This is a genomic window from Legionella bozemanae (genome assembly GCF_001648595.1).
In the GTDB taxonomy this organism is placed as follows: domain Bacteria; phylum Pseudomonadota; class Gammaproteobacteria; order Legionellales; family Legionellaceae; genus Legionella; species Legionella bozemanae.
The window spans coordinates 49,526-75,312 of the sequence record NZ_LBAW01000014.1 but is presented as its reverse complement, the minus strand read 5'-3'; the positions used below and the strand labels follow the sequence as shown (position 1 = coordinate 75,312).

Below are 25,787 nucleotides of genomic sequence, written 5' to 3'. Positions count from 1 at the left end.
CTGAGTTCTATTTCGCTGATATCCAGGCTAACGTAATTTTCAATCAAGAAAAACGCAAATAATAGGTCTGTTGGCAATTCTACTATCTTGGCCAACAGAACCTAATCAAGAGTGATTATAAATTTCAATGGCAACCCTGCTCACGTCTTGTTGGATTTGAAAGGCATCATCAAGCGTTTCTAAAGGCGTATTAGATACTGCAATGATAAATGCAAACAAATGCCCATTTTTCGCGTCAATATATCCTGACAATACTTCCGAAAAGGAATAATAACGTTGGTTAGCGAAGTCATAAGACAGTGATGTGCCTGTTTTTCCATGAACTTTTCCTACTGCAGGAATATTCTGAGCTGCTTTAGCAATACTGCCATCTACACCCAGTATTGGTAATGCATTATAGAAAAGTTTAAATTGATCTTCAGGAAGTTTGTGCATATAGGTTAATAACTGAATAGCAGCGTTGGGAAGAAGCCTGTTTGTATCTCCACCAGCACCATCACCGAATACAAACTCGTTTTTAGTTAATCCTACTGTACCAAGCAAAAATGCCGCAATATGGGACATGCCTTCAGCAAATGATGTTTCCTTATAGTGTTGAGCCAATAAAAGTGGTATTAAATCGGCACCTATATTATGACTTAACTTTAAAATGACTTTAATATATTCAGAAAATGGTGGGGAAATATATTGGGCTATAGGCGTAAGTTGTTTATAGACATCGGCATCAGGTAGCTGACTATTTTTATTGTCAAAGTTTATTACAATACCTTGTTGTTTTAAAGCAGCAATAAAAGCTTGTCTGGCAAAAGGGGCGGGTTTAAGGATAGGAGATACTCTTAATATTTCCCCAGCATTGGCAGCAATTTTTCCTTTTAGAGTCAATGCGGTGTTGTCATTATTTGCTGAGATTTCAATATTGGTTTTTTCACCATTGCCAACGGTCATAACCTGATTCTCAATTGAATAACCAGGAGCTTGCGGGCGCCATTTTATTGAGGCTTTCTGTCCCACAGCAGTAGGTTTAATTTGAAAATCAAACAGGTTTTCATTAATCATGACGGGAGAAATAGTGTAATTACGCAAATATTCCGTTGCAAACAAACGATTATCTACTAACACATCACCGTTAATTTGTTTAATACCTTTTGCTTTGATTTGCTGAGCAAGACTGATAAGTCCATTGAGTGGATTTTCGGGAGTAATGGATGCGCCCGGCAAATCATTAGCATAAATATGATCAATATATCCATAAGTGAGTTTGTCATTATGAACACGGCCGCCTAACTCTAAATCGCCTTTCCCGACGAGAATTAAGTTACCATCTAATGTGCCATTTTCTTGTTGTCCAATAAAATAAACCGGTGTTTTAAAACGATAGTCATTACCTAAAATGTGCAACGCAGTTGCAGAAGAAAATAATTTAGTTACAGAAGCAGGCATTAATAAGTAGTTGTTATTTAATTGATAAATGGTTTCTTGGGTATTCAAATCCTTAACTTCAATCCACCATTGTGCATTTTTATAACGTGGTTGGTGCATCACATTGAGCATATCCTGAGGCAACGATTTAGCTGCGTTGGATGAAGAAGAAAATAAGAAAATAAAAATTGCGGCGAGCTTAAAAACTATTTTTGTTGTTTTTTGTTTCATTTGCACGGTAAGTTCCTATCATCTAATGATTACCTTGAGAATAATAAGTTGTCAGATATAGATAATTATATCAAGTTCACTGAAATTTCTTTTTCATTAGGATAAAACGCTTCAGCCTTCCTGCAACATCAACGGGATAAGCTGCCCATTTGTCCAATCAATTACGTGCCCTTCCACAATTGTTTCGCGTAATTCCCCGCGGCATCCATGAATGACCATCGAACTGGAACCCGCGGACAAGCCGCGGGATGTAGGCAGGAAATCGCAATATCCTACATTCCGCACTTTATATCGGAGAGAGCCTCACAAAATTTAAACAGGAAATACGTATTCTACAGCCTAAATGATTTCTAAAAGACTATTATCCCTGCGAAGGCACTGAGGGAGGCCGCAGCTTATTTGAAATCTCACCATAAGGAGCGGTGAGTTCAGCGCTTTTTTACTGCTTTGGAGAACGTAATAGTTCCAACATCAACTTCGCAGCTAATTGTTCTGCTTTTCTACGGTTAGAGCCTTGGCCAAAAGTTTTTTGTTTTGCTCCTGTCACCGTGCAGGTTATATAAAATATTTGATTATGCTCATCACCTTCAACCTTAGTCAAGGTATACTCTGGAAGAGCCATTTTTTCAGCTTGCAAATATTCCTGCAGCTGAGTTTTTGCGTCTTTTAAACAATCATTTAAATTAGAGTCTTCGAGTCTGGAACGATATAGTCCCAGAATGACTTTTTTTGCAGGCTCTATTCCACCATCAAGAAAAATTGCTGCAAAAACAGCCTCCATAGCATCTGCAAGGATTGAGGCGCGACGAAAACCACCACTTTTTAGTTCTCCTTGCCCTAAAAAAAGAAAATCACCTAAATCAATTTCTTTAGCCAATTCAACCAACATCTCACCTCGAACCAAAAAAGAACGCAAGCGACTTAATTGGCCTTCACTTTGCATAGGAAATCGATGAAACAGTTCATTGGCAATTACAAAACTTAAAATTGAATCTCCAAGAAACTCGAAACGCTCATAGTTTTCACTACCTACACTACAATGCGTTAAAGCTTGCTTGAGATAAGCAATGTGATTAAATTGATAATTTAACCGTCTGCATAACCTTTCTAAATCAACTTTCACTGCCTGTTACAACCTCTTCAGTATGATCAAATAATCCTTTTATCGACTTGATAACAGAGTAATACTGCAAGTAAACTGAAATAAGACGCATTACTATCGTTACCGCCATAGACAACCACAACTACTGTAAATAACATTCCCTATAAAAGTCATTCCCTTTTGCTTGTGCATTCGTCATTCCTTTTTTCTGGGGCCTATTACCATTTTGAGGCATCAAATTGCGAGGAGCCCCTAATCGAAGTATTTTGCTTGAAAATCAATACTCCAAATTTATGGGATTAATTTTCCTATTCTTGACCAACGCACGTTATCAGTCTTGCCATTCCAACTCATCCAAACTAAAAATGCTTTACCTCGTAAATAAGATTCAGGTACATAACCCCAGAATCTACTGTCTGCACTATCATCTCGATTATCACCCATCATGAAATAATTCCCCTCGGGTACTACAATATCAAAGTCCACAGCAGGAACATCCGTTCGAACGAAAATATTATGCACTGTACCATTTAAATCTTCTTTATATTTAGCTACAGCCTTTCCAGAACTTTCATCAATAGTGTACCCAAGAAAAGTCTGCTTTGCTTCCTTTCCATTAATTGTCAATACCTTATTGTGATAACTAATTTTATCTCCAGGGACTCCTATTACCCTTTTAATATAATCGAAGGAAGGGTCAGGCGGCCATCGAAATACAGCAACCTCTCCTGTTTTAGGATCAGAAATTGAAACAACTTTTTTTTCCCAAACAGGAAGTCTTAACCCATAAATAAATTTGTTTACCGCTACGAAATCACCAACAAGCAATGTAGGCTCCAATGAGCCAGAAGGAATGCGGAAGGGTTCGATAAGGAATGAACGTAAAATTAAGACAATGAAAAACACAGGAAAAAAAGATCGTGAATATTCGATAATACGATTGGGCTTTTGATTCTCAGTGCGTTTTTTTGACCAGAATATGATGTCTAAAAGATAAATAAACCCACTGACAAAAGATAGGACAACCAATATTAAAGCAAAATTCATAAATTTATATCCTAATCAAACTTAATTTTATAATGAGACATCACTGGCATGGGTATGCCGCCCTTATATTAGACCTCTTTTTTCAAACTCTATTGAGGGATGAATTGCTTCGTCGGTGCAGTGCTCGAATCCTGCGCACCTCACTCCCTCAACGAGCTTCAAAGAGTCTATTTCTTTTTATCTGTTTGAAAAACAGCCATAAAAGCCTCTTGAGGTATCTCCACATGCCCCACTTGTTTCATGCGTTTCTTCCCTGCCTTCTGCTTTTCTAATAATTTTCGTTTTCGGGTCACATCACCACCATAACATTTTGCAGTAACGTTTTTACGTAAAGCCTTTACTGTTTGTCTGGCAATGATATGACTGCCCAATGCCGCTTGAATTGCTACATCAAACATCTGCCGTGGAATCAAATCTCGCATTTTTTCAGCAATTAGTTTTCCACGACTTTGTGCCGAAGAGCGATGAACAATAACTGAAAGCGCATCCACTCGTTCGCTATTAATCAAAATATCCATTTTCACCAAATCGGCTTCTTGAAAGCGTAAAAAATTATAATCCAAGGAAGCATAACCACGACTTACAGATTTTAAGCGGTCAAAAAAGTCAGAAACCACTTCACTCATTGGAATATCATAGGTCACAGAAACCTGGCGACCACTGTAAGTCATATTAACCTGAACACCACGACGTTCAATACACAAACTAATAATTGAGCCAAGGAAATCTTGAGGCACCAGTATATTTGCCCTCACAATCGGTTCGTACATTTCTTTAATTTGTGGGAGCGGTGGCAGAAGTGATGGATTATCAATCAACAGCGTCTCGCCTTTTTGAGTCAAAATTTGATAAACTACAGTAGGAGCAGTAGATATTAAATCAAGATTGTATTCCCTCTCCAGACGCTCCTGTACAATTTCCATATGCAGCATACCTAAAAAGCCGCATCGGAAACCAAAACCTAACGCCTCAGAAGATTCAGGTTCATAAAATAATGAAGCATCATTGAGACTTAATTTAGCTAAAGCTTCGCGAAATGCCTCAAAATCATCCGAACTTATAGGAAATAAACCAGCATACACTTGTGGTTTTACACGCTGAAACCCAGGAAGTGGTTTATCTGCAGAATTTTTTTCCAGAGTGAGTGTATCACCTACTGGAGCCCCCTGAATTTCTTTAATTCCTGCTACCAAATAACCTACTTCGCCAGCATTTAACACATCCAGCTTGGTACGTTTGGGAGTAAATATGCCTACTTGATCGACTTCATAAGATCGGCCGGTAGACATCACCCTCATTTTGTCACCTTTACGTATTGAGCCATTTACAATACGCACTAATGAAACCACACCGAGGTAACTATCAAACCATGAATCAATAATCAATGCTTGCAAAGGTCCATTGATATCACCTTCTGGCGGTGGAATATGAGTCACTAAAGCTTCAAGTACATCTTCTACACCCAAGCCGCTTTTGGCACTAACTCTTATTGCATCATGGGCATCAAGACCAATAATGTCTTCAATTTCTGAAATGACACGCTCTGGCTCAGCTTGTGGTAAATCAATCTTGTTGAGTACCGGCAAAACAGATAATGATTGATCTATGGCAGTATAACAAACCGCTACCGTTTGTGCTTCCACACCTTGAGCTGCATCAACAACAAGAATCGCCCCTTCACAAGCCGCAAGTGAGCGGGATACCTCATAGCTGAAATCTACATGTCCTGGCGTATCAATAAAATTCAAGAGATAGGTTTTACCATCTTTTGCTGTGTAATTTAATGAAACACACTGGGCCTTAATCGTGATGCCTCGCTCTCGTTCTATATCCATAGAATCAAGTACTTGAGCACTCATTTCACGCTCAGTTAAACCACCACAAATTTGGATAAATCGATCTGCCAAGGTTGATTTACCATGATCGATGTGGGCAATAATTGAAAAATTGCGAATTCGCTTTAAATCACTCAACTGAAATAACCTTTTTGCAAATAGCGCATTCTAGCTTAAATATGCGTAGCCTTAAAGTATTTGCTAATACACTGCATTTTTTATAAAATTTATCGTTTCGATTTATATTATTAGGAGGGGCTATGCGACGAATACCATGTTTTGGGTTTATTGCAATAATACTGCTGCTTCTTTCATTCTCAACTTATTCAGATACCGCATTTACTCAAAGAAAAGAGGTACAACTTTTTATCAAAAATATGGTCAAAGAGCATCATTTTAATGCTAAAGAGCTTACAGCAATAATGAATCAAGTTGTTATTCAACCCGATATCATCGAATCAATGGAAAAGCCTTATGAAAAGAAAAATTGGGATGTTTACAGAGATTTGTTTCTGACTCCTTCGCGCGTAAAAGGCGGATTGGATTATTGGGTTGCTAACAGAAAAGCATTAGAAAAAGCACAAAAAAAATATGGTGTTCCTCCAGAAATTATTATTGCGATTCTTGGTGTAGAAACATTATATGGAGAACGACAAGGAGAGCATCGAGTTCTTGATGCCTTGGCGACATTGGCTTTCAACTATCCCAAGCGTGCACCTTATTTCACTAAAGAATTAAAAGAATACTTGCTTCTTTGCCGTGAACATGGAGTACCAGCAACCCAATACAAGGGCTCTTACGCTGGCGCCATTGGCCAACCACAATTTATGCCAAGCAGTTACCGTAATTTTGCGGTGGACTTTAATAATACAGGCAAACGCGATCTCGTATCTAACAACGCTGACTCCATAGGAAGTATTGCTAATTATTTCTACCATCATGGTTGGAAGCCCAATGATGGAGTTGCCCAACATGCTAAACTCATAGGGAAACACTACAAACGCATTCAAGTCAATCCTAAAAGAGCAAATTATTACTATTCACAATTAATTGCACATGGAGTTAAACCTGTAACTGCAGCACATAATCATCCTTCACGTGCCGCATTGATTGAGTTGGTAACCGCTAAAGGAAATGAATATTGGATAGCTTATCCTAATTTTTTTGTAATAACCCGTTACAATTCCAGCCCCCAATATGCGCTTGTAGTTTATCTGCTGGCACAACAATTAAAACAACAATGGACGGCAATGAATATAAAAAAACATAGAGCCTATGCTTAGGAATGGATACCCTTTTTCTTTTTGCAAAACATCTTGATGAAGCAGGATGTTTCTGCCTCAAAATGAATGCGGATGGAGTATTAATTGCTCCACCTGCACAACGTAGTTTTGACGAAATCAAATCATTACAAACTGAGTGTAAAACCTTAGTTATTGAAACATGTGAACATGTTAGTCTTCTTAATCTGGAGCTTTCATGGCTTCCAGAAAGAAAAGCAAGAGCTGCAATTCCTTATGCTTTAGAAGAGAAAGTAGCACAACCTGTAGATGAACTTCATTTCGCTTTTGATAAAGTACACTATCAAAACAATCAATACCTGGTAACTGTTGTAAGCAAACAGCGAATTCGATATCTGATGCAACTACTCAATGAACAAAATATCGAATTTTCAGCAGTTACTGTAGATTGGTTTGCTTTAGAACCACAAGAGTTATGTATTAGTGAAAAAACATTAATCATCAATTCAGATGATTTCAAAGGAGCGCTTTCTGGAGAATTAGCAGACATCTATCTAAAAAACCATCCACAATATCAGCCCCTACTTTTTGCAGACAGCGCAATCCCAATTGATCCATCATTACCTAAAAGCCAGGAAACATCACATACCTGGATTGCTCAAAGAATACTTAAATCTAAGTTAATGAACCTCTGCCAAGGAGAAATGCAACATGGAAATAAAGGAGATTTAATTAAAAAAGGATATCAGCTCGTCGGGGTCCTTTTTTGCTTTTGGCTCATTTCTCTACTCGTAGTGAATGGTATCAAATTGCATTTATTAAATAAGCAAACTCAAAAAATTGATGAACAAATTGCAGTGATTTATCATGAGTTTTTTCCTGGTGCAAAACAAATTATTAGTCCTAAATTTCGCATTACACAACTTTTAAAAAGTAATAATACAGAAGAGCAAAATCGCTTTTGGTTTTTACTAAATCAATTTGCTAAAGTAATGAAAAATGATCACAATGCTCTTGAGCAATTACGCTACCAAAACAAAACGTTATCTGTGACAATAATCAGCACAGATTTTGCCAGCTTAGAAGAGTTAGAAAATGAATTAAAAAAACTGCAACTCAAGGTAAAACAAACTCAAGCATCGACTCGTGAACAACAAGTTGTGGCAACTTTGGAGTTAATGTGAAAGCCTATTTAAGCACACTAAATGAAAGAGAAAAGTGGATGTTGATTGGCACTGCACTGTGTCTTTTCCTTTATGTTTATTATTTATTTTTGTATAGCCCATTGAGCCAACGAGTCACCCAAAAATCAACTCAGTTAGCAGAGAAAACGGCTACGCTGAATTGGATGCAAAAAATAAGACAACAAAATCATGTGAAGCAAACAAAAAAGAAAGCTGTTGATAATAGCCAACTTTTAACAACGCTGGCAACGCAGCTAAAAGATGATCCAACTCTAAAATTTCCCTATCAGTTACAACAAACTGGCTCAGGGGATATTCAGCTTACTTTTGATGCTGTTGCTTTTAACCTATTTATTGCTTGGCTGGAAAGGATAAATCAACACTATGCGATTACGGTAAAACAATTTGAGGCGGATCGCTCGAAAACTCCAGGTATAACTCGATTAATGATTCTAATTAGCTCAGCCTCTAAAACAACGTAGTCTCGCAATTAAGGATTTCATAAAAAATAAGGAAGTTTCATGTCACATTCATCGGTTAAAATCGTTCGTTTTCATTAAACTGGAAGTCCAGAAGTATTAAGGAGTCAATGAAATAACCAAGGGAGTAAATATTGTTTTCGATCCAATTGCCAGTAAGGGCATTGAGGCTCTTGCAGAAACGCTTACTCCAGGCGGGATACTTTTTGTTTACGGGAATTTATCTATGGAACCAATCACACCGCTCCCTCTTTTTACTGCTTTAAAAAAAGGAATTTCAGTACGTGGCTATACGCTTTTTGAAATTTCTACTCAGCCTGATGTTCGCGCAAAAGCTGAAAAATATATTGTTGAGCATTTGCAGAATGATTTATTTGAACCTCAAATTGCTAGAACTTTCTCCTTGGGGCAAATAGTAGAGGCCTATAAATATATGGAATCAAATGAGCAAATCGGCAAGATTGTAGTAACACCTTAATGCCATAAGTTCCCGGGGTTCGGTTTTGTCTAAACGCGGGAACTCATTGCGCTCTATTGTTGCACACTGCTCCAGTTAATCACTGAAGCACTGCTTTTAATTTCGGGCGGTAATGCGTTTAATGCCTTTTGTGCTTCTTCTGCTGTGCTGTAGGTTCCATATACCCCCTTATAACGCGTTTTACCATCCCGATCATATTTTACCTGCGCTATTCGATCATTTTTTGGCGCTTTATAAAGAACTTGCGCTACTCGAGATGCCTTATCCCCTTCTACCAATTCAATAGTATAACCTTGTGGATTTTGACTATTTACCCAATTCTGATCTCTATCCTTAAAAGTAGTTGGAGAATGCAATTCGCCAACATAGTATGAATTAGGAACCTTAACTTCCTGTTTTTGTTGGTATCTATAGTCGTAATTAACCATATTGTAACTATTAATAGCATAAGGTTCTGTGATATCAGTATATGAATACGCTGGATACGTCATATAGTTACTTTCTTTAGTACAAGAAGACATTGTGAAAGCACAAATTGCTATGAGTGCCAAATTTATGTTCTTATTCATTGTCATTCCTCTATTTATAATTCTTCTTGTTTATTCCTATATCTACAAATTTAAGAAAAACTTTAGGAAATTGTGTTGTTAACGAACAAATTATGCCTTACAGTAATTGTTTTTTATTTTATATTGCAAAACTTATGTGGACACATCGACGCTCTGGACAAACAAATCAAAGAGGAAATCAGGATCATCGAGACCCTTATGAACGAGACCGAACACGAGTAATTCACTGTCCAGCATTCAGGCGACTACAAAGAAAAACACAAATTTTAGGGACTGATGAAGGAGATTTTCATCGCACTCGCCTCACACACTCCCTGGAAGTTGACTCAATAGGCCGCAGCATCGTACACAATCTTCTAATGAGCCAAGAAAAACATATTGGACTTGCTGGTCTATTACCTAATGATGATCTAATTTCTGTTATTTGTTTACTGCACGATATTGGCCATCCCCCTTTTGGCCACGGTGGCGAGGTCGCTCTAAATTATATGATGCGCGATTATGGAGGGTTTGAAGCCAATGGACAAACTCTGCGATTGCTGACCAAAGTAGAAAGCAGTTATGGAACCTACGGTCTTGATTTAACTCGGCGTGCGTTACTCGGTATTTTAAAATATCCGGTGAAACGTTCTGCTGTTGTGGCACCCCAAAAACCTCCAGTTCATGAGTCCATTCATAAAACCATCAAAATTAATGACTGGTTACCACCTAAAGCTTATTTTGATTGCGAACAGCCCGAGATTGATTGGTTGCTATCGCCCTTTTCCAATAGTGACAAAGAATTATTTCAATCGCTGTCACAAATGCCGCATAATACTAAATCAGGAAAATCAGCCTATCATAGTTTTGATTGCTCCATTATGGATATTGCGGATGATATTGCTTATGGTGTTCATGATCTTGAAGACGCTATTCATTTACGTCTTATCAATCCCTCTCATCTAGATACATCTAAGTTTAGAGAATTATTAAACAACACCTTATTGGCTGATCGACAAAATCAGTTAATAGATTCGTTATTTTCTCCAGATCTTTATTCAAGAAAACAAACTATAGGGGAAATGGTTAATTATTTTATTACTTCGACACAAATCATAATAACCAACGAAAAATTTGAAAATAATTTGCTTAAATACAATCTGGCACTCACTCCTGAGGCAGATGCCCTTCTGAACTATTTAAAGCAATGCATCTATGATAACGTTATTGATTCCCAGGAAGCACGTACTTTTGAATATGGAGGTCAAACGGTTGTACTAAGACTCTTCGATGCTATTAGTTCAAATCCAGGTAGTTTATTAGATAACAAAAATAGAGTTTTGTTTAAACAAGCTGATGATGAAACCTCAGCCTATCGAATTGTATGTGATTATTTGGCCAATATGACGGATGAATATGCCTATAGAATGCATGAGCGACTGTTTGGATTTAATACAAGAACAATTTTTGAAAGACTTTAAGGATTCATCAGACAATCAAAAAAGAGGATACAAGGTAACTTATATAGTGTAAGTTACTTTTTTTACAAATGGATAATGAGAAATCGAATAACCCGAAATATGCAGAATGCATTCGAATTCAAATCATTTGAGCTATAACAGAAATTTAGTGATTATGCTGAACGTCTTAGGTATTGGTTTAAATGTTGCTATCGATAAAAACAATCAAATCTGAAGTGGCGTCCCCAAGGGGGTTCGAACCCCTGTTACCGCCGTGAAAGGGCAGTGTCCTAGGCCGCTAGACGATGGGGACCTGGATCTTTAACAACTTACAACATTATACTACAAACTACAAACACCAACAATGGCGTCCCCAAGGGGGTTCGAACCCCTGTTACCGCCGTGAAAGGGCAGTGTCCTAGGCCGCTAGACGATGGGGACCTTGAACGTTTTCCCATCAACATCAAAGATGTTGATGGTGGAGCTAGGCGGGATCGAACCGCCGACCTCTTGCATGCCATGCAAGCGCTCTCCCAGCTGAGCTATAACCCCAAAATTAGGTTCGCAGTTTAATGAGCCACCCAGGATCTGTCAAGTAAATTTTACACTTTTCCTAAAGAAGTTTATCTCATAATGAAAAAATACTGAGAAATAAGTTTTTAAACCATCTCTTTTATAAAAAATCAATGCCGGTGCTATTTCAAAGAAAAAATAAAAAAGAAATTACTGAGGCAATAAAGTCTTTAAAAAATGCTCATTATATGAATAATTTATTTACATATCGCATTGTATATATTCTTTTTTTTTCATTATAATACGGTTCACCATTAGCGAAATTAAGAATACATTCATTGCATTTTTGACGCTTAATCTCCTGTTAAGAATTACGATGTATTATCTTGATTTCTTTTGATTCTAGGAGTTTTGCTGTGCCCCAATACTCACAAAATAAATACCTTCAATCCTTACTAGAAAATCTAATTACTACATACGAAACTGAAATAAACTACACGCCCTTAGAAATTGAACTTGATCCACAACAGTTCTCTGAAAAAGATATTGATAGCCTATTACACTTTATTAACGACAATCGTAAACGTCTCTTTATTTTTAAAATTCCAGAAAGCCAGCAGACATCAAATCGACTCGCGTTACTTGCACGTCGGACCGTATTAGATAAGACAGCAGAAACCCTACTTAAAAGTACTTCCAACACACCGAAAATTAACCCATTAAAGTATGTGCTGAATTCTAAGTCACCTGCTGTTCGTGCACGCATTCAAATTCAAAGAAGTATTCTTTTACCTAAACCACCAAGCGTTCAAAAAAGCATTCATCTTGAACAGAGTGAACTTATAGGAAGCCCTGATCTCAATCTGGTTCCTATTGAATTACCTGATCTTCCTGAATTGCTCAAACAACTCAGGGCATTAGGCATTGAAAATCTACAAAAATCAGCCATCCCCATCATAAAAGAACATGGTTATGCCTTTAATGATGGTATTATCCCCAGTAATCTTCCTAAAGGATTCTATATTAACAAAGATAAAAAAGCGCTTTGTTATACTGATGCACCTAAAAGGCTCCCTTCTGCGTTGGCCCCAATACTCAAAAAATTAGAATCCTTAACATTACCTTCGCTTGAAGAAGCAACAACGATACTTCCTAATCTCTCTCGACAAACGCTTTCCCTCCTATTGGAAACTAAGTACTCATCCGATCAAAAAAATATATTGTTCAGCTTGTTACGCGCACATGAAAACGATGTTAAAACGTTCTTACTTCAATTGTACCGAGCAACAGAACCGGCTTTCTCGACACAACAGCATGACGAATTCATTATTCCATTGCTTTGCAAACAATATCTACTTGGAGGTGAATCACATACTGTTTTATTAGTGAGGCTGTTTCATGCCTGTTTGAATAAAAAAATTAATCTTGAGTTTCTCAAAAACCCTGAAGTACAAAATTCATTATTGAGCACTCGCGGAATTAAAAATCTTCAAAAATTAATCCAACTTCCAGCAGAACAAAGAGAATGGTGGAACAAACTGGTTGCTAACCATCTTAAATATGACAAAAACAGCTTTGATTTTAATACTTTTTTTGATGCCTATACGCAAGTTTTTCTTCCTCGAATTGCAGAAAAAAATCTGACTTTACCCAATCCGTGTCCGATTAACCATCAAGGACATTTGCTTATTACCTTAAATCGGGTGGTGGATGTTATAGAGCATGCTAAAAACCCACAAGAACAGTGCCTTTCTTTGACGGAACTCAATTGGGGGGCAACCGGCGTTCATTATGCCATGGTGCAAAAACCTGCTTCAGAGCAATTTAAGCAAGTTGCTTCATGTATGAAAATTGAAAATCCTGAAGACACCATTACCGATCCGGAGCTCATTTATCCACAAATCAACGACGAACACCTTGAGCTTAAGCCCTGGTTATTTCGATACATGGGACGGCATTGGAAGGCTGAGATCAGATTGCCCGACATCCAGGAGCAGCTTCTTGAAATAGAGAAACTCGTTTCTTGGTCCACAGTTCAAAAAAATCAACTCACGTTTATTTTAACGTGTGCTTTTACAGATAAGGCTGTTCTAAGTTCCGCACAATGGAAAGAAACTTTAAAAAGCTGCATTCATTCACTGCAAAAGTTGGATCCCAATGATCGAAGTGATTTACTGCAAGCATTTTCACGAGGCTTTAAATTCAAGCCCAACCCTTCATTTGCACAACTCAATGCATTAATGAATCAATGTATTGAGTTCAAAACTGCATTTCCCGATAAAAAATTTAAAGAAGATTTCATTGCTCCACTTGTTTCATGTATGGAAAATGAAGGATTTGAACTACTCAATACACTGCAAGAACGTATTCAAAAAACAGATCCTGCTCCTGAAGTAAACCAGTTTTCTCTGTCGGTTATTGCATCTTTTGCAGCGATACTAGAAAAAAATCGCCGAGCCTTAACTCCAGAAGTTATCAAATTACTCGCAAAACTTAATGAACCCAATGTAACTCAAGAGAATATTGATAATTTATTATTAGCAATTCAAAACGTACAAAATAAAAAAGGCGAAGTTTTTCTGCACGTCGTATTAAGTACTTTAAGCCAAATCAATCTCTCAAAATCACAAACATTACCTAAAATAGAACAAATCCAAGGGCTATTGGATAGGCTCGCAAATGGAGTAGAAATTATTCCTGATGAATGTAAAACTTTAGAAAAACAGGAAGCCTGGTTAAAGGCACTCATCATTGAAATGAACCCTTTCCCGGGCTGTGTACTTGGAAATGGTGATATTTCCAAGCTTGATGATTTAATAGTTGATGCTCTAGTTGATGCGATTAAAAAAAGAAGCGCGATCTTTGACATAAAAACATTAAAAAAAACACTGCAAAGACATCTGCAAAGTATCATTGTCCCAAAAGCATTGCGCGATCAACTGGATCAAGAATTGATGCCGCTTTTTGATGCAGTAGATGAATTAGTTACTCTATTACAGAAGCCTCATCCCCAATTTCCACAAGTCATTGAAAAACTTCGTTTTTTTGAGGAAAAAAAGCCTATATTGCTCAATGGAATGTATCGCCTCGTCGGGGAAACGAAAGGAGAATATATTTTAAGCTTTTTGCTCACTGGGAAAAGAAAAGAAACCGATCAAACTACAGGAAAAACTTTAGCTGCCCTTTTAGCTCCTGTCCATAACTTAATTGCCTCTCCAATGAAGGCTTTCTTTGAGAATCCTCAGAATAAACTCATTGTTAAAGACCTGGATTATAATACCTGTCTTTCCTGGATGGCAGCTTTTAATGAGACGCATTCTTTAACATTCTTTTTCAAAGAAGAACTGGTCCAGAAAAAAGTATTGCCTGCTTTGAGAAAGACATTATTACAGCTAAATACACAGGATCCTGAGTTTGACAAAAGCGTCCTTGACGATGCTGCAGTACTGGATGAAAACGCCCCTTCTGATCTAACGCTCCAAAACTATAAAGACAAAATTGAATCGATTGCAAATTATCTCAACTTGCTCATTGATCTTCATGACCGGCTTCCTCAGCAATTCAATAAAATCTACAAACAACTTAACACTGGAAATTTAGCTCGTCTAAGTTACAAACAAAAACAAATTTTAGTTAATCAGCTCATCAAAGAAAGCCCAGACAGACTGGATCTCTATTTAAAGCTGACAACCCAAGCTTTAGAGGAGCAACCCCATGCAGATAATGCTGCGATTGAACGAGCAGTCAAGGGTATAACTGAACTCTTTAAATTATCAGATCTTGAGTTAGATACGCAAATTATGTTTTTCAAAATGAGTATGGCTCATAATTTGAAAAGTACTACTTCTTTCCCGCTTGCTGCATTAAATGAATTCAAAAAATCGGAACTACTGCAACAGACCAAGTCATTAATTATTAAACAAATTATTCAAATTTTAGGATTACCAGATACAAATTCAGAGCACATTCAAGAAGTCATCCAAAATATTCAATCATTCTTAACTCACAATCCAGAACAAACTGAACTTTGCATTGCCTTACTCAATAAAGCCGTTCAGGATCATTCAAATCTGAATACCTATCCTCAAATTCTTCAGCAATTAGAGCAAATCAAACCTGAAAGCAGGATAAAAATTGCCGCAATTCTAACTGGATTAGCTAAAAATAAAAAAGACTCCACGGTAAATTTACGCGCTTTGCTGGAAGTCACTAAAGGTTTAGGAAGACGCTCTGCGGATGATGTCGCTCGGGTCTTTAAGTTATTTGCCACCTCACCCTACCCCAACGCACAAAGTCTTAACACTGCATTACGCGCGCATGACTCTGAAAAACTTCATGCTTATTGTTTAAGCTTTGACACAAATCCTTTTGCTAAAAATGGTGAAGAAAGGGACTTAGCTCAGCAATTTGCAACAGATCGGATAAAATATGCTTTAGAAAATTTGCGAGATTTATTGCATGAAACAGATTTCCCTCATGCGTTGCAAATGAAACTAGCACGCCAATTAACTTTTATTGAAACATTGGGTTACACTGACCCATTAAAACCTGGAGATTTTACAGGTTTAAAAAATCTAACTACCTCCTCACGTCAGGATTTAAAAGAAAATGCGAGCATATTGCTGCAACAACTGCGCTCAAAATCTAGTCCTGAACAAAGAGAAGTAACCCATCTGAAGCTTTTAGCTTATTTAAGAGAAATCTACTTTCGAACTACAGGTTTATTTCCGAATACCACACAAATGCTCATCCTGTTGCTTGCATTAGAAGATCCGTCATCTAATTTATTAATGCGTATCAAAACTGGGGAAGGAAAAAGTCTTAATACGCCAATGCTTTCTGTTCTGCAGTGGGCGCAAGGCGGCACTGTTGTTCAATGGACCGCCAATTCAACTTTGTTGACTCGGGATTATGAGAACAATTGTGAACCTTTTTTTAATTTTTTGGGAATTCCATCTGCACTCATTCAAGGTAATACCCCTACTGAAGCATTTCAACCTAATGGAATCAACTGCTCCACCGTTGAAGATATGGCCAGTTTCCATTTAGCTGCTAAAATAGCCAAAAAAGAAAAATTACTTGCAACGAATGGTCCTGTGCATATTGTTTTAGATGAATCTGATGATGCACTTTTAGATCAATTAACACTTTATAAATTAGTTGCAGAAGCCGAATCCACTCATGCTGACAACCCTGCTCAATGGATTTATCCTCTAGCCTACCAATTCATCAATTTACCAGCATTCCGTAATAATGACCCAGCACGCGGGAAGGTGTGGGATGAAGATGAGGATCTGGAGGAATTCCGATTGTTTCTCAACAAACAAATTAACGAGCAATTTAACGGCGATATTGAAAAACTAAATCATTTAATGGCTTCAAGTAACACACAATTGAAACAATGGATACATGCCAGCTGTATTGCCGCAACTCTTTCTGAAAATAAGCATTTCATAATGCAACCTATCAAGGAAAAGGATGAAGCAGGTCAAGAAATTACTAAAAAAATTGCCTGCGTCCCTCTAATTCGCAGTACTCCTAAAGCAGGTTCAATTTTCACTGAAGAAGTACAACAAGCGTTACAGGCCCGGCTAAAAGCTGAATCTAAAGATCAAGCCCAGTATATTGTTATTGATCCTGTTCCTTCAGTACTTGCCAGCCAATCTGCGCAAGGACTAATTAAATTTTTCCAAAAGACCTTAGGGCGTTTGCTTGGAATTTCAGCAACCCCGGGAGATAAACAGGAGCTGGAAAGTTTAGATACATCACTGGGAACTCAAGCGCTCAGTATAGCGCCTCATGCTGGAGACAAACGCATCGATCATGATCCGATTTTTACTTTAAATCGCGAACAAACCATCAAAGCAATACATGAGACATTTGCCAAAATCAAATGTCCTGTAACACCAACCATGATGAAGATTGATCCTACTGAAGATATCCAAACCAACGATGAATATGAACGTTTAATTACTGAAAGAAAAAATGCCATTGAAGAATGGAGTCGTACTCAAACTCAACCTATCCTTATTATTAATGAAGATTTTGATGAAGCACAAGCAATCGGAAAAAGTTTAGAAATCTATAAAAAACAAGGACTTATAATTCAGACTATTACCGGAAAGGAAACCCCTGGGGAACTGGATAAGATCATTAAGCAAGCAGGTCAAGTCAATACCATAACTGTAGGTACAGCAATGCTTGCAAAAGGAATAGACATCAAGACAGATCATCCTAAAGGTTTATTTGTAATACAAACTTATCTTGATACAGTGAGAATGACCACCCAGATTCCCGGTCGTACTGCTCGTAATGGAAAACCCGGTGAATGGTTACCAATTTATCAAGTAAAACCACCTGAAGATTTACTCAATAAGTTTTTTTATTATGTTTTTCCTTGGACTCGGCAACGTATTAATGAACATACAGTCGAAGTATTAAGAGAGAAAATCCAATTACAGGAAACAGTTGATAGAATATATACTCAGAGCATCGATGAAGTACAGCAAGTCTTGATGCAACAAATTGAAGCATGGGAAAGCTTACTCCTTGAACTCTATCCTGATGATCCTCAAATACAATTCGAGTTCTATCAATGGCGTGAAATGCTTTTGAGTGAACTGACTCGCTCACAAGATCCAAATGTATCGCAAACTTCTCTTAATGAAAGTATCGCCCAGTTTAAAAAATCTACCTGCAAACTTTGGGAGTCTGCTCGAGAGGAAAAATGGGCTACTAAGGCAGAAAAAGCAACTCATATAAGCCATGAGCAATCCCTAAGGCTTAAGTACTTAAAACAATTGGACTTCGTTCAAGAATTAAATATTCAAGTAAAGCTGCAACAAAAAAGCAAACCATTTACCGCTGGAATAAAAGCATTAATGCACCAAAATCTTGAAACAGTGATTGCTGATAAAGCAGGTGCAGTTCTAGAATATGCCAAGCCCACAGGCCAAGAAAAAAGTGATTTAGAATTAGCGCAAAGCAAACAAATTTTACCTCATTTGATTGGAGATTTTTGCGTTGTTTATCCAGATGCTATAAACATATTTTTTCCTAAAAATACATCACAAAATCCCTCCTTTATCCCTGAAATAGTTAGAACAGTAATTAATAAGTTAATCGAACAAAAAAACAAGGTATTGCACCGCAAAGAAAAACAAGAAGTTACTGAAAGTATCATTCAATTTTATCAAAAAAAATTAATGAAAGCCGATGGTAAAGAAATTGAGGAATTATTAGCCCAGATCAGTCCCTTGCTTATAGAGTACTGTGCTGATTTAACGAAATTTCCGCTCGTTGAACAATTTAAAATTCAAGGCTTAGTTCTTACTTTTTCAACCCTTTATCGAAATTTAAGCTTACCCGAAAATCCAAGCTTAAGTAGCTTGCAAAAGACATATAACGAAGAAATTATGAAGAAACTGGCCCAACATTTACTTAATGAATTTGCTTGGGTACATGAAAATCCAGTTCCCTTTCATGCTCTCGTTGAACGAACTGTAGCCAAAAAAGCTGCTTTGAATATTTATACCTTGGCTGAGGATTTAATTAACTCACCTCAGGACAAAGACAAAATTCAGAAACTCTATGCTGCCCTTCAACAACACAGAGTCATTTTAAAAGATAAATATCTGTTTTCAATAAGGCACTTATCCCCTCGAAATGTGATTAATGATGCGTTAGATGCCATTGATTCATTAAATAATGCGCCCTATTGTGATCTTGACTTTAGGCAAAAATGTCATGATAAGGCAGTTTCAGAACACCAAATTGCTGCATGCCGTAGATTGGTGACAAATACCTCGCCTTATTTTTTCAATACTTATGATCCGACTTGGGAGCATATGAAAAAAACACTACTTGAAATAAGCCATCAAAGCGAAAACAATCCATGCCATATTGTGCAGGAGTTATATGAAGCAACCGTACGTTTTAGCTCGTATAAAGCATATCATCCCTATTTAAGCCAACTTAATGCTTTAAAAAAACAACTTTTACACTCTCTCGAGGAATTGGATAAAGCCGATGGACTTACTCAAGACATTCAAGAAAGTCTATTTGCGCAAAAACAGACCCAATTGGCTACCTTATTAAAAATAAATCCAAAGCAGGTACGTATTCAAAGTGGTAGTGATGGCATGCAATCCTATATAGAACTACAAGTTGAGGATGCACCGTTGCAAGAAGGATTTACTGGATATCAATCCTCTTTCCTAACCCGAGTAGAAGCAGAACGAAGTGATCTCAGAAAAATTCGAGCAGCTCTTGAGGAAAATAAAGATGCTCTTCTTAAGTTAGCTAATGCTGAAGTAATTGAAATACTGCCCGCGCGAAAACGCCCCGCATTTGAGAAATTATTTAGATTAAAAGAACTTTTAACTCTTGATTGGAGTAGTTTAGATATTGATCGCAGTGAGTTACCTGATTTAATGAGACAAAAATTGGAATATGTGGACGAACTGAAGCGTTGGAATTGGAAACTAAACCCTGTAGATCAAAGTCGACTCAACACAATTTTAGGTAAAGAAGCTGATATAGGTATTATCGTTTCTATTAATGAACAATCAAAAATCCAAAGCGATCTTGATAAAATTAAAGCAAGGATACAGGATGCTAATGAACAAATTCGTCTCAAACAAGAAGAAATATTAGACACTGAAAAAATCATTACTGCAGCAGACAAACGTATGAAAGAAAATGATTGTAGCTATATGGAGGGCATTAAGTTAAGAGGTATAACTTATCTCCGACAAAGAGAAATCCATTCCTTTCAAAATCAACTTGCAGAACTTAGAGAAAATTTATCTTTTATTCAAGAAGAAGAAAGTGAGTGTATGGATGCATTAAATGACCATAATGCCGGGTTAGATAGAAAAAGAACTGAACTTATAGCAAAACTTCTAATCCAAATCAAACAAGATCTTGCATCTTATCTTGATGAAGCATCCAAACAATGCGTTGCAGGAATAGAGAAAGAACTTTTGGAAACGGCTCCGATTATTGAGAAAATTGAAAAAGAAGAGCGCCAAAAAACACGTTATCAAACACGACGATTCTTCAAAACAAGCGAACTGTTATGTTATGAAGCGAGCTTAATTGGTGAAGAAGCAGCGATCTCAGAAAAAAGAGATGTGGCTGCGCCCTCTGTCGTGCATGATGAACATGAAGTTCAAGGCACAGGAATTTTAGTCTATTAGGATCAAAGCTCAATAAGAACTGTGACATGTTGTGCGTACGAATAATGACTTTCCCGGGTGCAGCAAAGCGAAACCCGGGATACATTGTTAAAAAGTCCCCATGTAATCGGCTTTGCCAATATCCACTCCTAAACTTCTTAAGATGTCATAGGCAGTAGTAATATGAAAGAAAAATTGCGGTAACCCGTAATGTAAGAGATAAGTTTGTCCAATAAGTTTTCGCTCATTTGGAGTACCTGGACGAAGAATAATCTCATTTTCTTCACTACCGTTAACATCTTCTGGAAGAATCTTAGAAAGAAAGAATAGCGTTTTTTCAATACGGCCACGCAGTTCAAAAAAAGTTTTTTCATTATCTTCATAAACTGGGACTTCCATACCTGCCAAACGAGCAGACACACTTTTAGCAAAATCAGTTGCAATCTGTACCTGGCGTGTGAAATGAAACATATTCGGAAAAAGGCTTGCTTGCAGGAACGTATCGGGATTCATTTTATTATGATCAATATGAGCCTGCGTTTTTTCTAAAATTGCATTAAGTGAGGTAAGCATTTGTTTAAAAACTGGTATTGAAGCCGCATACATTGAAATTTTTTGTTTCATTCTTTTTTCCTTGTTAATATTAAACAATCTATTTCGAATCATGAATAAAAAAATATGATCCAAAAAACTCTAATTATTACAGGCATTATTTTACTAATAATTGGTATATTTTGGCCGTTTATAAAAAAAATCGGCTTGGGTAAATTGCCGGGTGATATCATAATCCAGAAAAACAACTTTACTTTTTATTTCCCTATCACTACATGCATCCTAATTAGCCTCATCATTATGCTCATTTTTTGGTTTTTCAATAAGTAACTGTTTGTTTAAAACCATTGACAACAATTTAATAATGATGATAAAAAAATCTCACCCAAACTGATTAGGCATAATAATGATTAAATTTTACACTTTTCTTTTGATGGGTTTAATTGCTGGAGCGAGTTTTGCAAAACCGTGCACCAGTATACATAGAAGTTGTTTAAAACTCAAAAATCAACACTCTCTATCTGCTAAAATTGAGTGTAATTGGCTGAATGAAGTCACTTCTTCAGGTCACTCACAGGGCTCTACCCAATTGGATTTAGGTTATGGTGACGGCCTTGGAGCTCCAGAACCGCGACAAGTTTCTTGCAAGTTAACGACGGGACAGACTAAACAAGTTTTTGAATTCCATAATCCTTATTGGGGCTCATTAATCGAATTTAATCTAGTCTCTGAAAAACAGCTTGAAGTACATATCACGGATGGGTGGAGTCCCAGGGAAACACGATATACTTTTAGCTGGTAATTGTAATAGTAACGTAGCTTGGGTGCAGCGCAGCGTAACCCGGGGCCTGGGATATAAGTAAACATCTCAACCCGGGTTACGCTGCGCTGCACCCAGACTACAAACCCCCAGTGGATCCTGACGATAAAATGTAACGAGTAAATCATAAATTTCAGAATAATAATTTCTGATTATTTCAGGTTTTTCAAAAAATAATTCAGAAAATACAGCAAAAAATTCAGCTGGAGATGTAATCGCATAAGGATCGATTGGAATAGAATCATCTCGTTGAATACGGCTTACCAAATCATTATAGCCCCTATTAAAAACCTCAGTCCAATGCTGCGCAGACATTCCTTTATGAAGAGGAGGAAACCCATTCGCCCCGCCGTTTTGCATATCCAATTTATGAGCAAACTCATGAATTACCACATTTCGCCCATTCATTCCACCATGATGTAATGCATCGTCCCAAGAGATAATAACTGGCCCGCGTTGCCATGATTCTCCGCTTAAATGCGATCTTTCCAAATGTTCTATCCCAAATTCGTCGATTACCTTGTTCTCATGGGAGTATGCTCCCGGATATACTACGACTGACACCCAACCGTCATACCAATCCAATCCAAGATTCAGAATAGGAAGACATGCCTGCAAAGCGATATTTAATTGCATAGCCACTGTTATTTGCAGCCCGCCAACTCCTTCCAACGATTTGTAATAAAGAAATAAAATAGCTAATCGCTTAAGCCTTATTTTTTCTTGCTCATTCAAGCGGTGCAGCAAAGGTAAACTTTGAAATGCGTCAATCCATTCTTCATCCGTTACAAGGGAATGGCGTACAATGCGTTCATACCGCCACTCCTTTAACCAGTAAAACATGACTATGACCTTAGACTAAAAGAATAAAACTAAATTAACATCCTGTATCCATCTTCTCCAACTTCATGTTCCGCTACGTGGTCAAGATTTAATTCTTTAGCTTGACTATTAAAATGAGCCGAATCATTTCTACCCAAAACATAAGCGGTTAAATCAGAGTATTCAATGAATTTGCCCTTAAATTGTATTAACTCTTGAATTGCACAAAACTCAGGTTGATTTAATGCCTTAACTAAAGCTAAACCAGAAGTTGTCGTACCATAAAAACTATAGCTGTATCGGTCACGTTGTAACACGATTGTCAAAATATCCCTGAGTATAAAACTCAATTGTTCTTCACTAAAAGATACATCTTTGTCCAAACCTTTTTTAATATTAGTCAATAATATTCCCTTTCTGCCCCGCTTGCTTGTATCCGTCATTTTATCTTCGATAACGTTAACCAAATTCAATAAAACTTCTTTTGTTAAGGGAATTTTTTTCTTTTCAAAATAAGTTCGTTCTGGTTCTACTTTTAAGCATAGTTCTTCGGGATCCTGAGACTCCATGTCAATAAGTTCACGATGCGTTTTATTAAGATATTTTGCTGAATTCTTAACTGTAATCTTAGAATTATCTTGAGAATGTAATTTTCTATTTTTTGGAATAATATTCCTAATAATTCCAGCGAGAATACTTGTCCATTTCTCTCGTTCTCGCTCAAACTCTCTGATAATCTCAGTTTGCGCAATGTTCTCTCCCACCTCTGTCAAACTTCCTACTCGACTCAAGAACTGATACATAATTGCTCTGCTCAGCTTTCTGATCACGGGGATTACATCAACGCCATAGTAGTTTATTTGGGCTGTATCCTGCTCTTTATCAAGATCTTGAAAAGCTTTTAAATGCGCTCCTAAAATAACCTCTTCTCTAACTTGACAATGTTTTGGATAAGTCGGCCTTATGGGGATGTGGAAATTAGCAAGAATCTGATCCAACCGTTCTCCTGTGTCATCACCGACTTCGAGATAAGGATAGAGCGTCTCAACGTAATTTAAATTTTTAGAGTGCGACAAATCAAGAGTGCGATTAGTCAATGTATATTTGAAAAAATCCAATAAGGGAACATAAAATAAATTACCAGGTACAGGATCCAAAAGAAGTAAATTCGTTTCCAAATGAAATCGGTCAATATGAGCTAATTTAATCGCCGCTAAAATTGCAGCAATTCCACCCCGGCTTAAACCAATCCCATTTAACTTTACTTTATACCCGTCTTGAATTAGCTTTTTGACTACTGCTACAACTTGATCACTTTGTTCTTCTACGCCCGCCCCGAATAAAAGTCCTTTTACACCATAGTCAACACCACATCCATTAAAACCCATTTTAAAATGGGTGGCATCTGGATGTTGGCTAATCTCCTTAGCAGAACTAATGCGTATCCCATCACAATCTTCCTGCAATACTCGATGCAAATGGGTTTGGCGCTCTTCAATACTGTAGATTGTTCCTTCAAATATAGCGGTTAGAGTGATCTCTTTCATTGAGTAAACCTTTTTATAAAACAGCAGTGACGCAGGGTTTGGGTATTCTAACAACATCACCTGGGATGAGCAATTAACAAACAAATTAATATCTTTTTTTAACTCAAACAGGATCTGTTTAGCCTTTTTTTATCGCCCGGTTGTTTTAATTTTATAAGTTTGTTTTAATTGGACTTGTATTTTAAATGACAACTATGACAAAAATACAACCTCTTACTTAATCCAAGCGAAATTCATAAACGTTAAAACCAAATGGAAACCAAAATTTTTTTACAATGAATAAATCACTAACTACTCTGATGAGCAAATTAAACAAACAGCTTAACGAGCTTAATTTGAATTTAGATGCAACGCTGCATAAAAAGCAAGAATTCGCACAGCAAATTCAACAGATAGAAGAACTAATCAATCAAACCAGCTCGAGCTCCCTTACCATCAATCCAACAATTGAGATTAATAGACTTAACGTCATGACACAGCAACAAGAAAGAAAAGATGCAATCACTTTGGATCTTAAAAATTACCAAGAAATAGAAAATAAATTAAAAGAAAAAATCAAGCGCGTAACAATGGAATTGAACATGTTAATGCATTATTTAGAACGAGAAGAAACCAATCAGAAAAAAGATCTCTGGATTTCACCTTAATTTAATTCAAGAAAATAAACGCCAATGTTCGATGAATAATGGAATAGTAAACGTTTTATTTAACTAAATGCATCGAACAACACACTCTTCCTCATTCATCTCAATATCTATTTCCCCGTCCAATGTCTCAGCATCCTTAGAAACAGCTGTACCTGCAGCAACTAAAGTGGCGCCAGAACGAGTAACCACAGAGAGCACGCTGTGAGGGAAACTAATAATCGCCAATAAAGCACTAATTGCAGCGGTTAAAAGAACTATACCGGAATAATACAATGCAGAACCAGCAAATTGTAACGCATCATCTCGAAGTTCTGGGGCACTAAATAATGCACTCCCAGCAGCAACAAGCAAAGCTCCAATACAAAAAACACCCGAAACAACTACAGCAAATGCAGAAAATCCCGAGGTAACAATGCCCGCTAAAGGATATACACCTGGAGCAATTAACTCGCCTATAAATTCATAGCCATCTTGATATGGAGTGAAAAAACCTGGACGTTTCTTGTAAGTTTGGATTGCTCTACGGGTGATTTCTTCGAAAGTTCGTCCATCAAAAATGTAATTTAATTCTTTTTCGCCAATCAAATAAAGCATACACTTACTCCATCAATTTTGCATATAAAAGCGGGCCATCACGTTTTATTTTTACTCATATTAAAGAGAGGAGTAATTGGTGTCAATTA

The 25,787-nt window shown here is 37.1% G+C and carries 18 protein-coding genes and 3 tRNA genes; 9 read left to right on the top strand and 12 right to left on the bottom strand.

Annotated features, from left to right (window positions below):
• Positions 1-105: 105 nt before the first annotated feature.
• From dacB to lepA, 4 genes are all read right to left on the bottom strand, one after another.
• A complete protein-coding gene (dacB, locus tag A8O27_RS11435) occupies positions 106-1,650 on the bottom strand; it encodes a D-alanyl-D-alanine carboxypeptidase/D-alanyl-D-alanine endopeptidase (RefSeq protein WP_147293817.1) in 1,545 nt (514 codons plus the stop codon).
• Between the two features lie 439 nt (positions 1,651-2,089).
• Positions 2,090-2,773 (bottom strand): ribonuclease III, encoded by a 684-nt coding sequence (gene rnc / locus A8O27_RS11430; protein ID WP_058458857.1) that lies wholly within the window; start codon positions 2,771-2,773, stop codon positions 2,090-2,092.
• 270 nt (positions 2,774-3,043) lie between these two features.
• On the bottom strand, positions 3,044-3,799 hold the full coding sequence (gene lepB / locus A8O27_RS11425; RefSeq protein WP_058458858.1) for a signal peptidase I: 756 nt from the start codon (positions 3,797-3,799) through the stop codon (positions 3,044-3,046).
• 167 nt (positions 3,800-3,966) lie between these two features.
• Positions 3,967-5,772: a translation elongation factor 4 gene (gene lepA / locus A8O27_RS11420; protein ID WP_058458859.1), complete on the bottom strand. Its 1,806-nt coding sequence runs from the start codon at positions 5,770-5,772 to the stop codon at positions 3,967-3,969.
• A 122-nt stretch (positions 5,773-5,894) separates the two neighbouring features.
• Between lepA and mltB the strand changes: the two genes are divergently transcribed.
• The 4 genes from mltB to A8O27_RS11400 all read left to right on the top strand — a co-directional run bounded on the left by mltB (position 5,895) and on the right by A8O27_RS11400 (position 9,016).
• Positions 5,895-6,917 carry a lytic murein transglycosylase B gene (gene mltB, locus A8O27_RS11415; RefSeq protein WP_058458860.1) on the top strand — a complete coding sequence of 341 codons (1,023 nt, stop codon included), beginning with the start codon at positions 5,895-5,897 and terminating at the stop codon, positions 6,915-6,917.
• Positions 6,918-6,919: 2 nt separating this feature from the next.
• Positions 6,920-8,059 carry a type II secretion system protein GspL gene (gspL, locus tag A8O27_RS11410; RefSeq protein ID WP_058458861.1) on the top strand — a complete coding sequence of 380 codons (1,140 nt, stop codon included), beginning with the start codon at positions 6,920-6,922 and terminating at the stop codon, positions 8,057-8,059.
• On the top strand, positions 8,056-8,541 hold the full coding sequence (lspM, locus tag A8O27_RS11405; RefSeq protein WP_058458862.1) for a GspM family type II secretion system protein LspM: 486 nt from the start codon (positions 8,056-8,058) through the stop codon (positions 8,539-8,541). Before gspL ends, lspM begins: the two co-directional genes overlap by 4 nt.
• Before the next feature lie 112 nt (positions 8,542-8,653).
• Complete coding sequence (locus A8O27_RS11400) at positions 8,654-9,016, top strand: zinc-binding dehydrogenase (protein ID WP_310591169.1); 363 nt, start codon at positions 8,654-8,656, stop codon at positions 9,014-9,016.
• 53 nt (positions 9,017-9,069) lie between these two features.
• Here A8O27_RS11400 and A8O27_RS11395 read toward each other — a convergent pair whose 3' ends face one another.
• Positions 9,070-9,585 carry an SPOR domain-containing protein gene (locus A8O27_RS11395; protein WP_058458863.1) on the bottom strand — a complete coding sequence of 172 codons (516 nt, stop codon included), beginning with the start codon at positions 9,583-9,585 and terminating at the stop codon, positions 9,070-9,072.
• Between the two features lie 134 nt (positions 9,586-9,719).
• On the opposite strand from A8O27_RS11395, the gene A8O27_RS11390 reads away from it, so the two are divergent.
• Positions 9,720-11,045, top strand: a complete 1,326-nt coding sequence (locus A8O27_RS11390) for an anti-phage deoxyguanosine triphosphatase (RefSeq protein ID WP_058458903.1) — start codon at positions 9,720-9,722, stop codon at positions 11,043-11,045.
• A 216-nt stretch (positions 11,046-11,261) separates the two neighbouring features.
• On the opposite strand, the gene A8O27_RS11385 is transcribed toward A8O27_RS11390, so the two are convergent.
• The 3 genes from A8O27_RS11385 to A8O27_RS11375 form a co-directional block, all read right to left on the bottom strand.
• Positions 11,262-11,337 (bottom strand) — tRNA-Glu (locus A8O27_RS11385).
• Between the two features lie 52 nt (positions 11,338-11,389).
• Positions 11,390-11,465, bottom strand: a tRNA-Glu gene (locus tag A8O27_RS11380).
• A 35-nt stretch (positions 11,466-11,500) separates the two neighbouring features.
• A tRNA-Ala gene (locus A8O27_RS11375) sits at positions 11,501-11,576 on the bottom strand.
• A 377-nt stretch (positions 11,577-11,953) separates the two neighbouring features.
• Between A8O27_RS11375 and A8O27_RS11370 the strand changes: the two genes are divergently transcribed.
• Positions 11,954-20,737: a hypothetical protein gene (locus A8O27_RS11370; RefSeq protein WP_082642418.1), complete on the top strand. Its 8,784-nt coding sequence runs from the start codon at positions 11,954-11,956 to the stop codon at positions 20,735-20,737.
• 87 nt (positions 20,738-20,824) lie between these two features.
• Here A8O27_RS11370 and A8O27_RS11365 read toward each other — a convergent pair whose 3' ends face one another.
• Positions 20,825-21,340, bottom strand: a complete 516-nt coding sequence (locus A8O27_RS11365; RefSeq protein WP_058458864.1) for a DUF1993 domain-containing protein — start codon at positions 21,338-21,340, stop codon at positions 20,825-20,827.
• 54 nt (positions 21,341-21,394) lie between these two features.
• On the opposite strand from A8O27_RS11365, the gene A8O27_RS11360 reads away from it, so the two are divergent.
• Positions 21,395-21,598 carry a DUF2905 domain-containing protein gene (locus tag A8O27_RS11360; RefSeq protein WP_174223907.1) on the top strand — a complete coding sequence of 68 codons (204 nt, stop codon included), beginning with the start codon at positions 21,395-21,397 and terminating at the stop codon, positions 21,596-21,598.
• Positions 21,599-21,674: 76 nt separating this feature from the next.
• Positions 21,675-22,070, top strand: a complete 396-nt coding sequence (locus A8O27_RS11355) for a hypothetical protein (RefSeq protein WP_058458865.1) — start codon at positions 21,675-21,677, stop codon at positions 22,068-22,070.
• 66 nt (positions 22,071-22,136) lie between these two features.
• Here A8O27_RS11355 and A8O27_RS11350 read toward each other — a convergent pair whose 3' ends face one another.
• Complete coding sequence (locus tag A8O27_RS11350; RefSeq protein WP_058458866.1) at positions 22,137-22,931, bottom strand: M90 family metallopeptidase; 795 nt, start codon at positions 22,929-22,931, stop codon at positions 22,137-22,139.
• Positions 22,932-22,960: 29 nt separating this feature from the next.
• A complete protein-coding gene (locus tag A8O27_RS11345; RefSeq protein ID WP_058458867.1) occupies positions 22,961-24,457 on the bottom strand; it encodes a hypothetical protein in 1,497 nt (498 codons plus the stop codon).
• Between the two features lie 275 nt (positions 24,458-24,732).
• Between A8O27_RS11345 and A8O27_RS11340 the strand changes: the two genes are divergently transcribed.
• The gene (locus A8O27_RS11340) at positions 24,733-25,104 is read left to right on the top strand and encodes a hypothetical protein (RefSeq protein WP_058458868.1); all 372 of its coding nucleotides are present in this window, start codon (positions 24,733-24,735) and stop codon (positions 25,102-25,104) included.
• 63 nt (positions 25,105-25,167) lie between these two features.
• Here the strand turns inward: A8O27_RS11340 and A8O27_RS11335 are convergent, their stop codons facing one another.
• Complete coding sequence (locus A8O27_RS11335; protein ID WP_058458869.1) at positions 25,168-25,698, bottom strand: hypothetical protein; 531 nt, start codon at positions 25,696-25,698, stop codon at positions 25,168-25,170.
• Between the last annotated feature and the right edge of the window lie 89 nt (positions 25,699-25,787).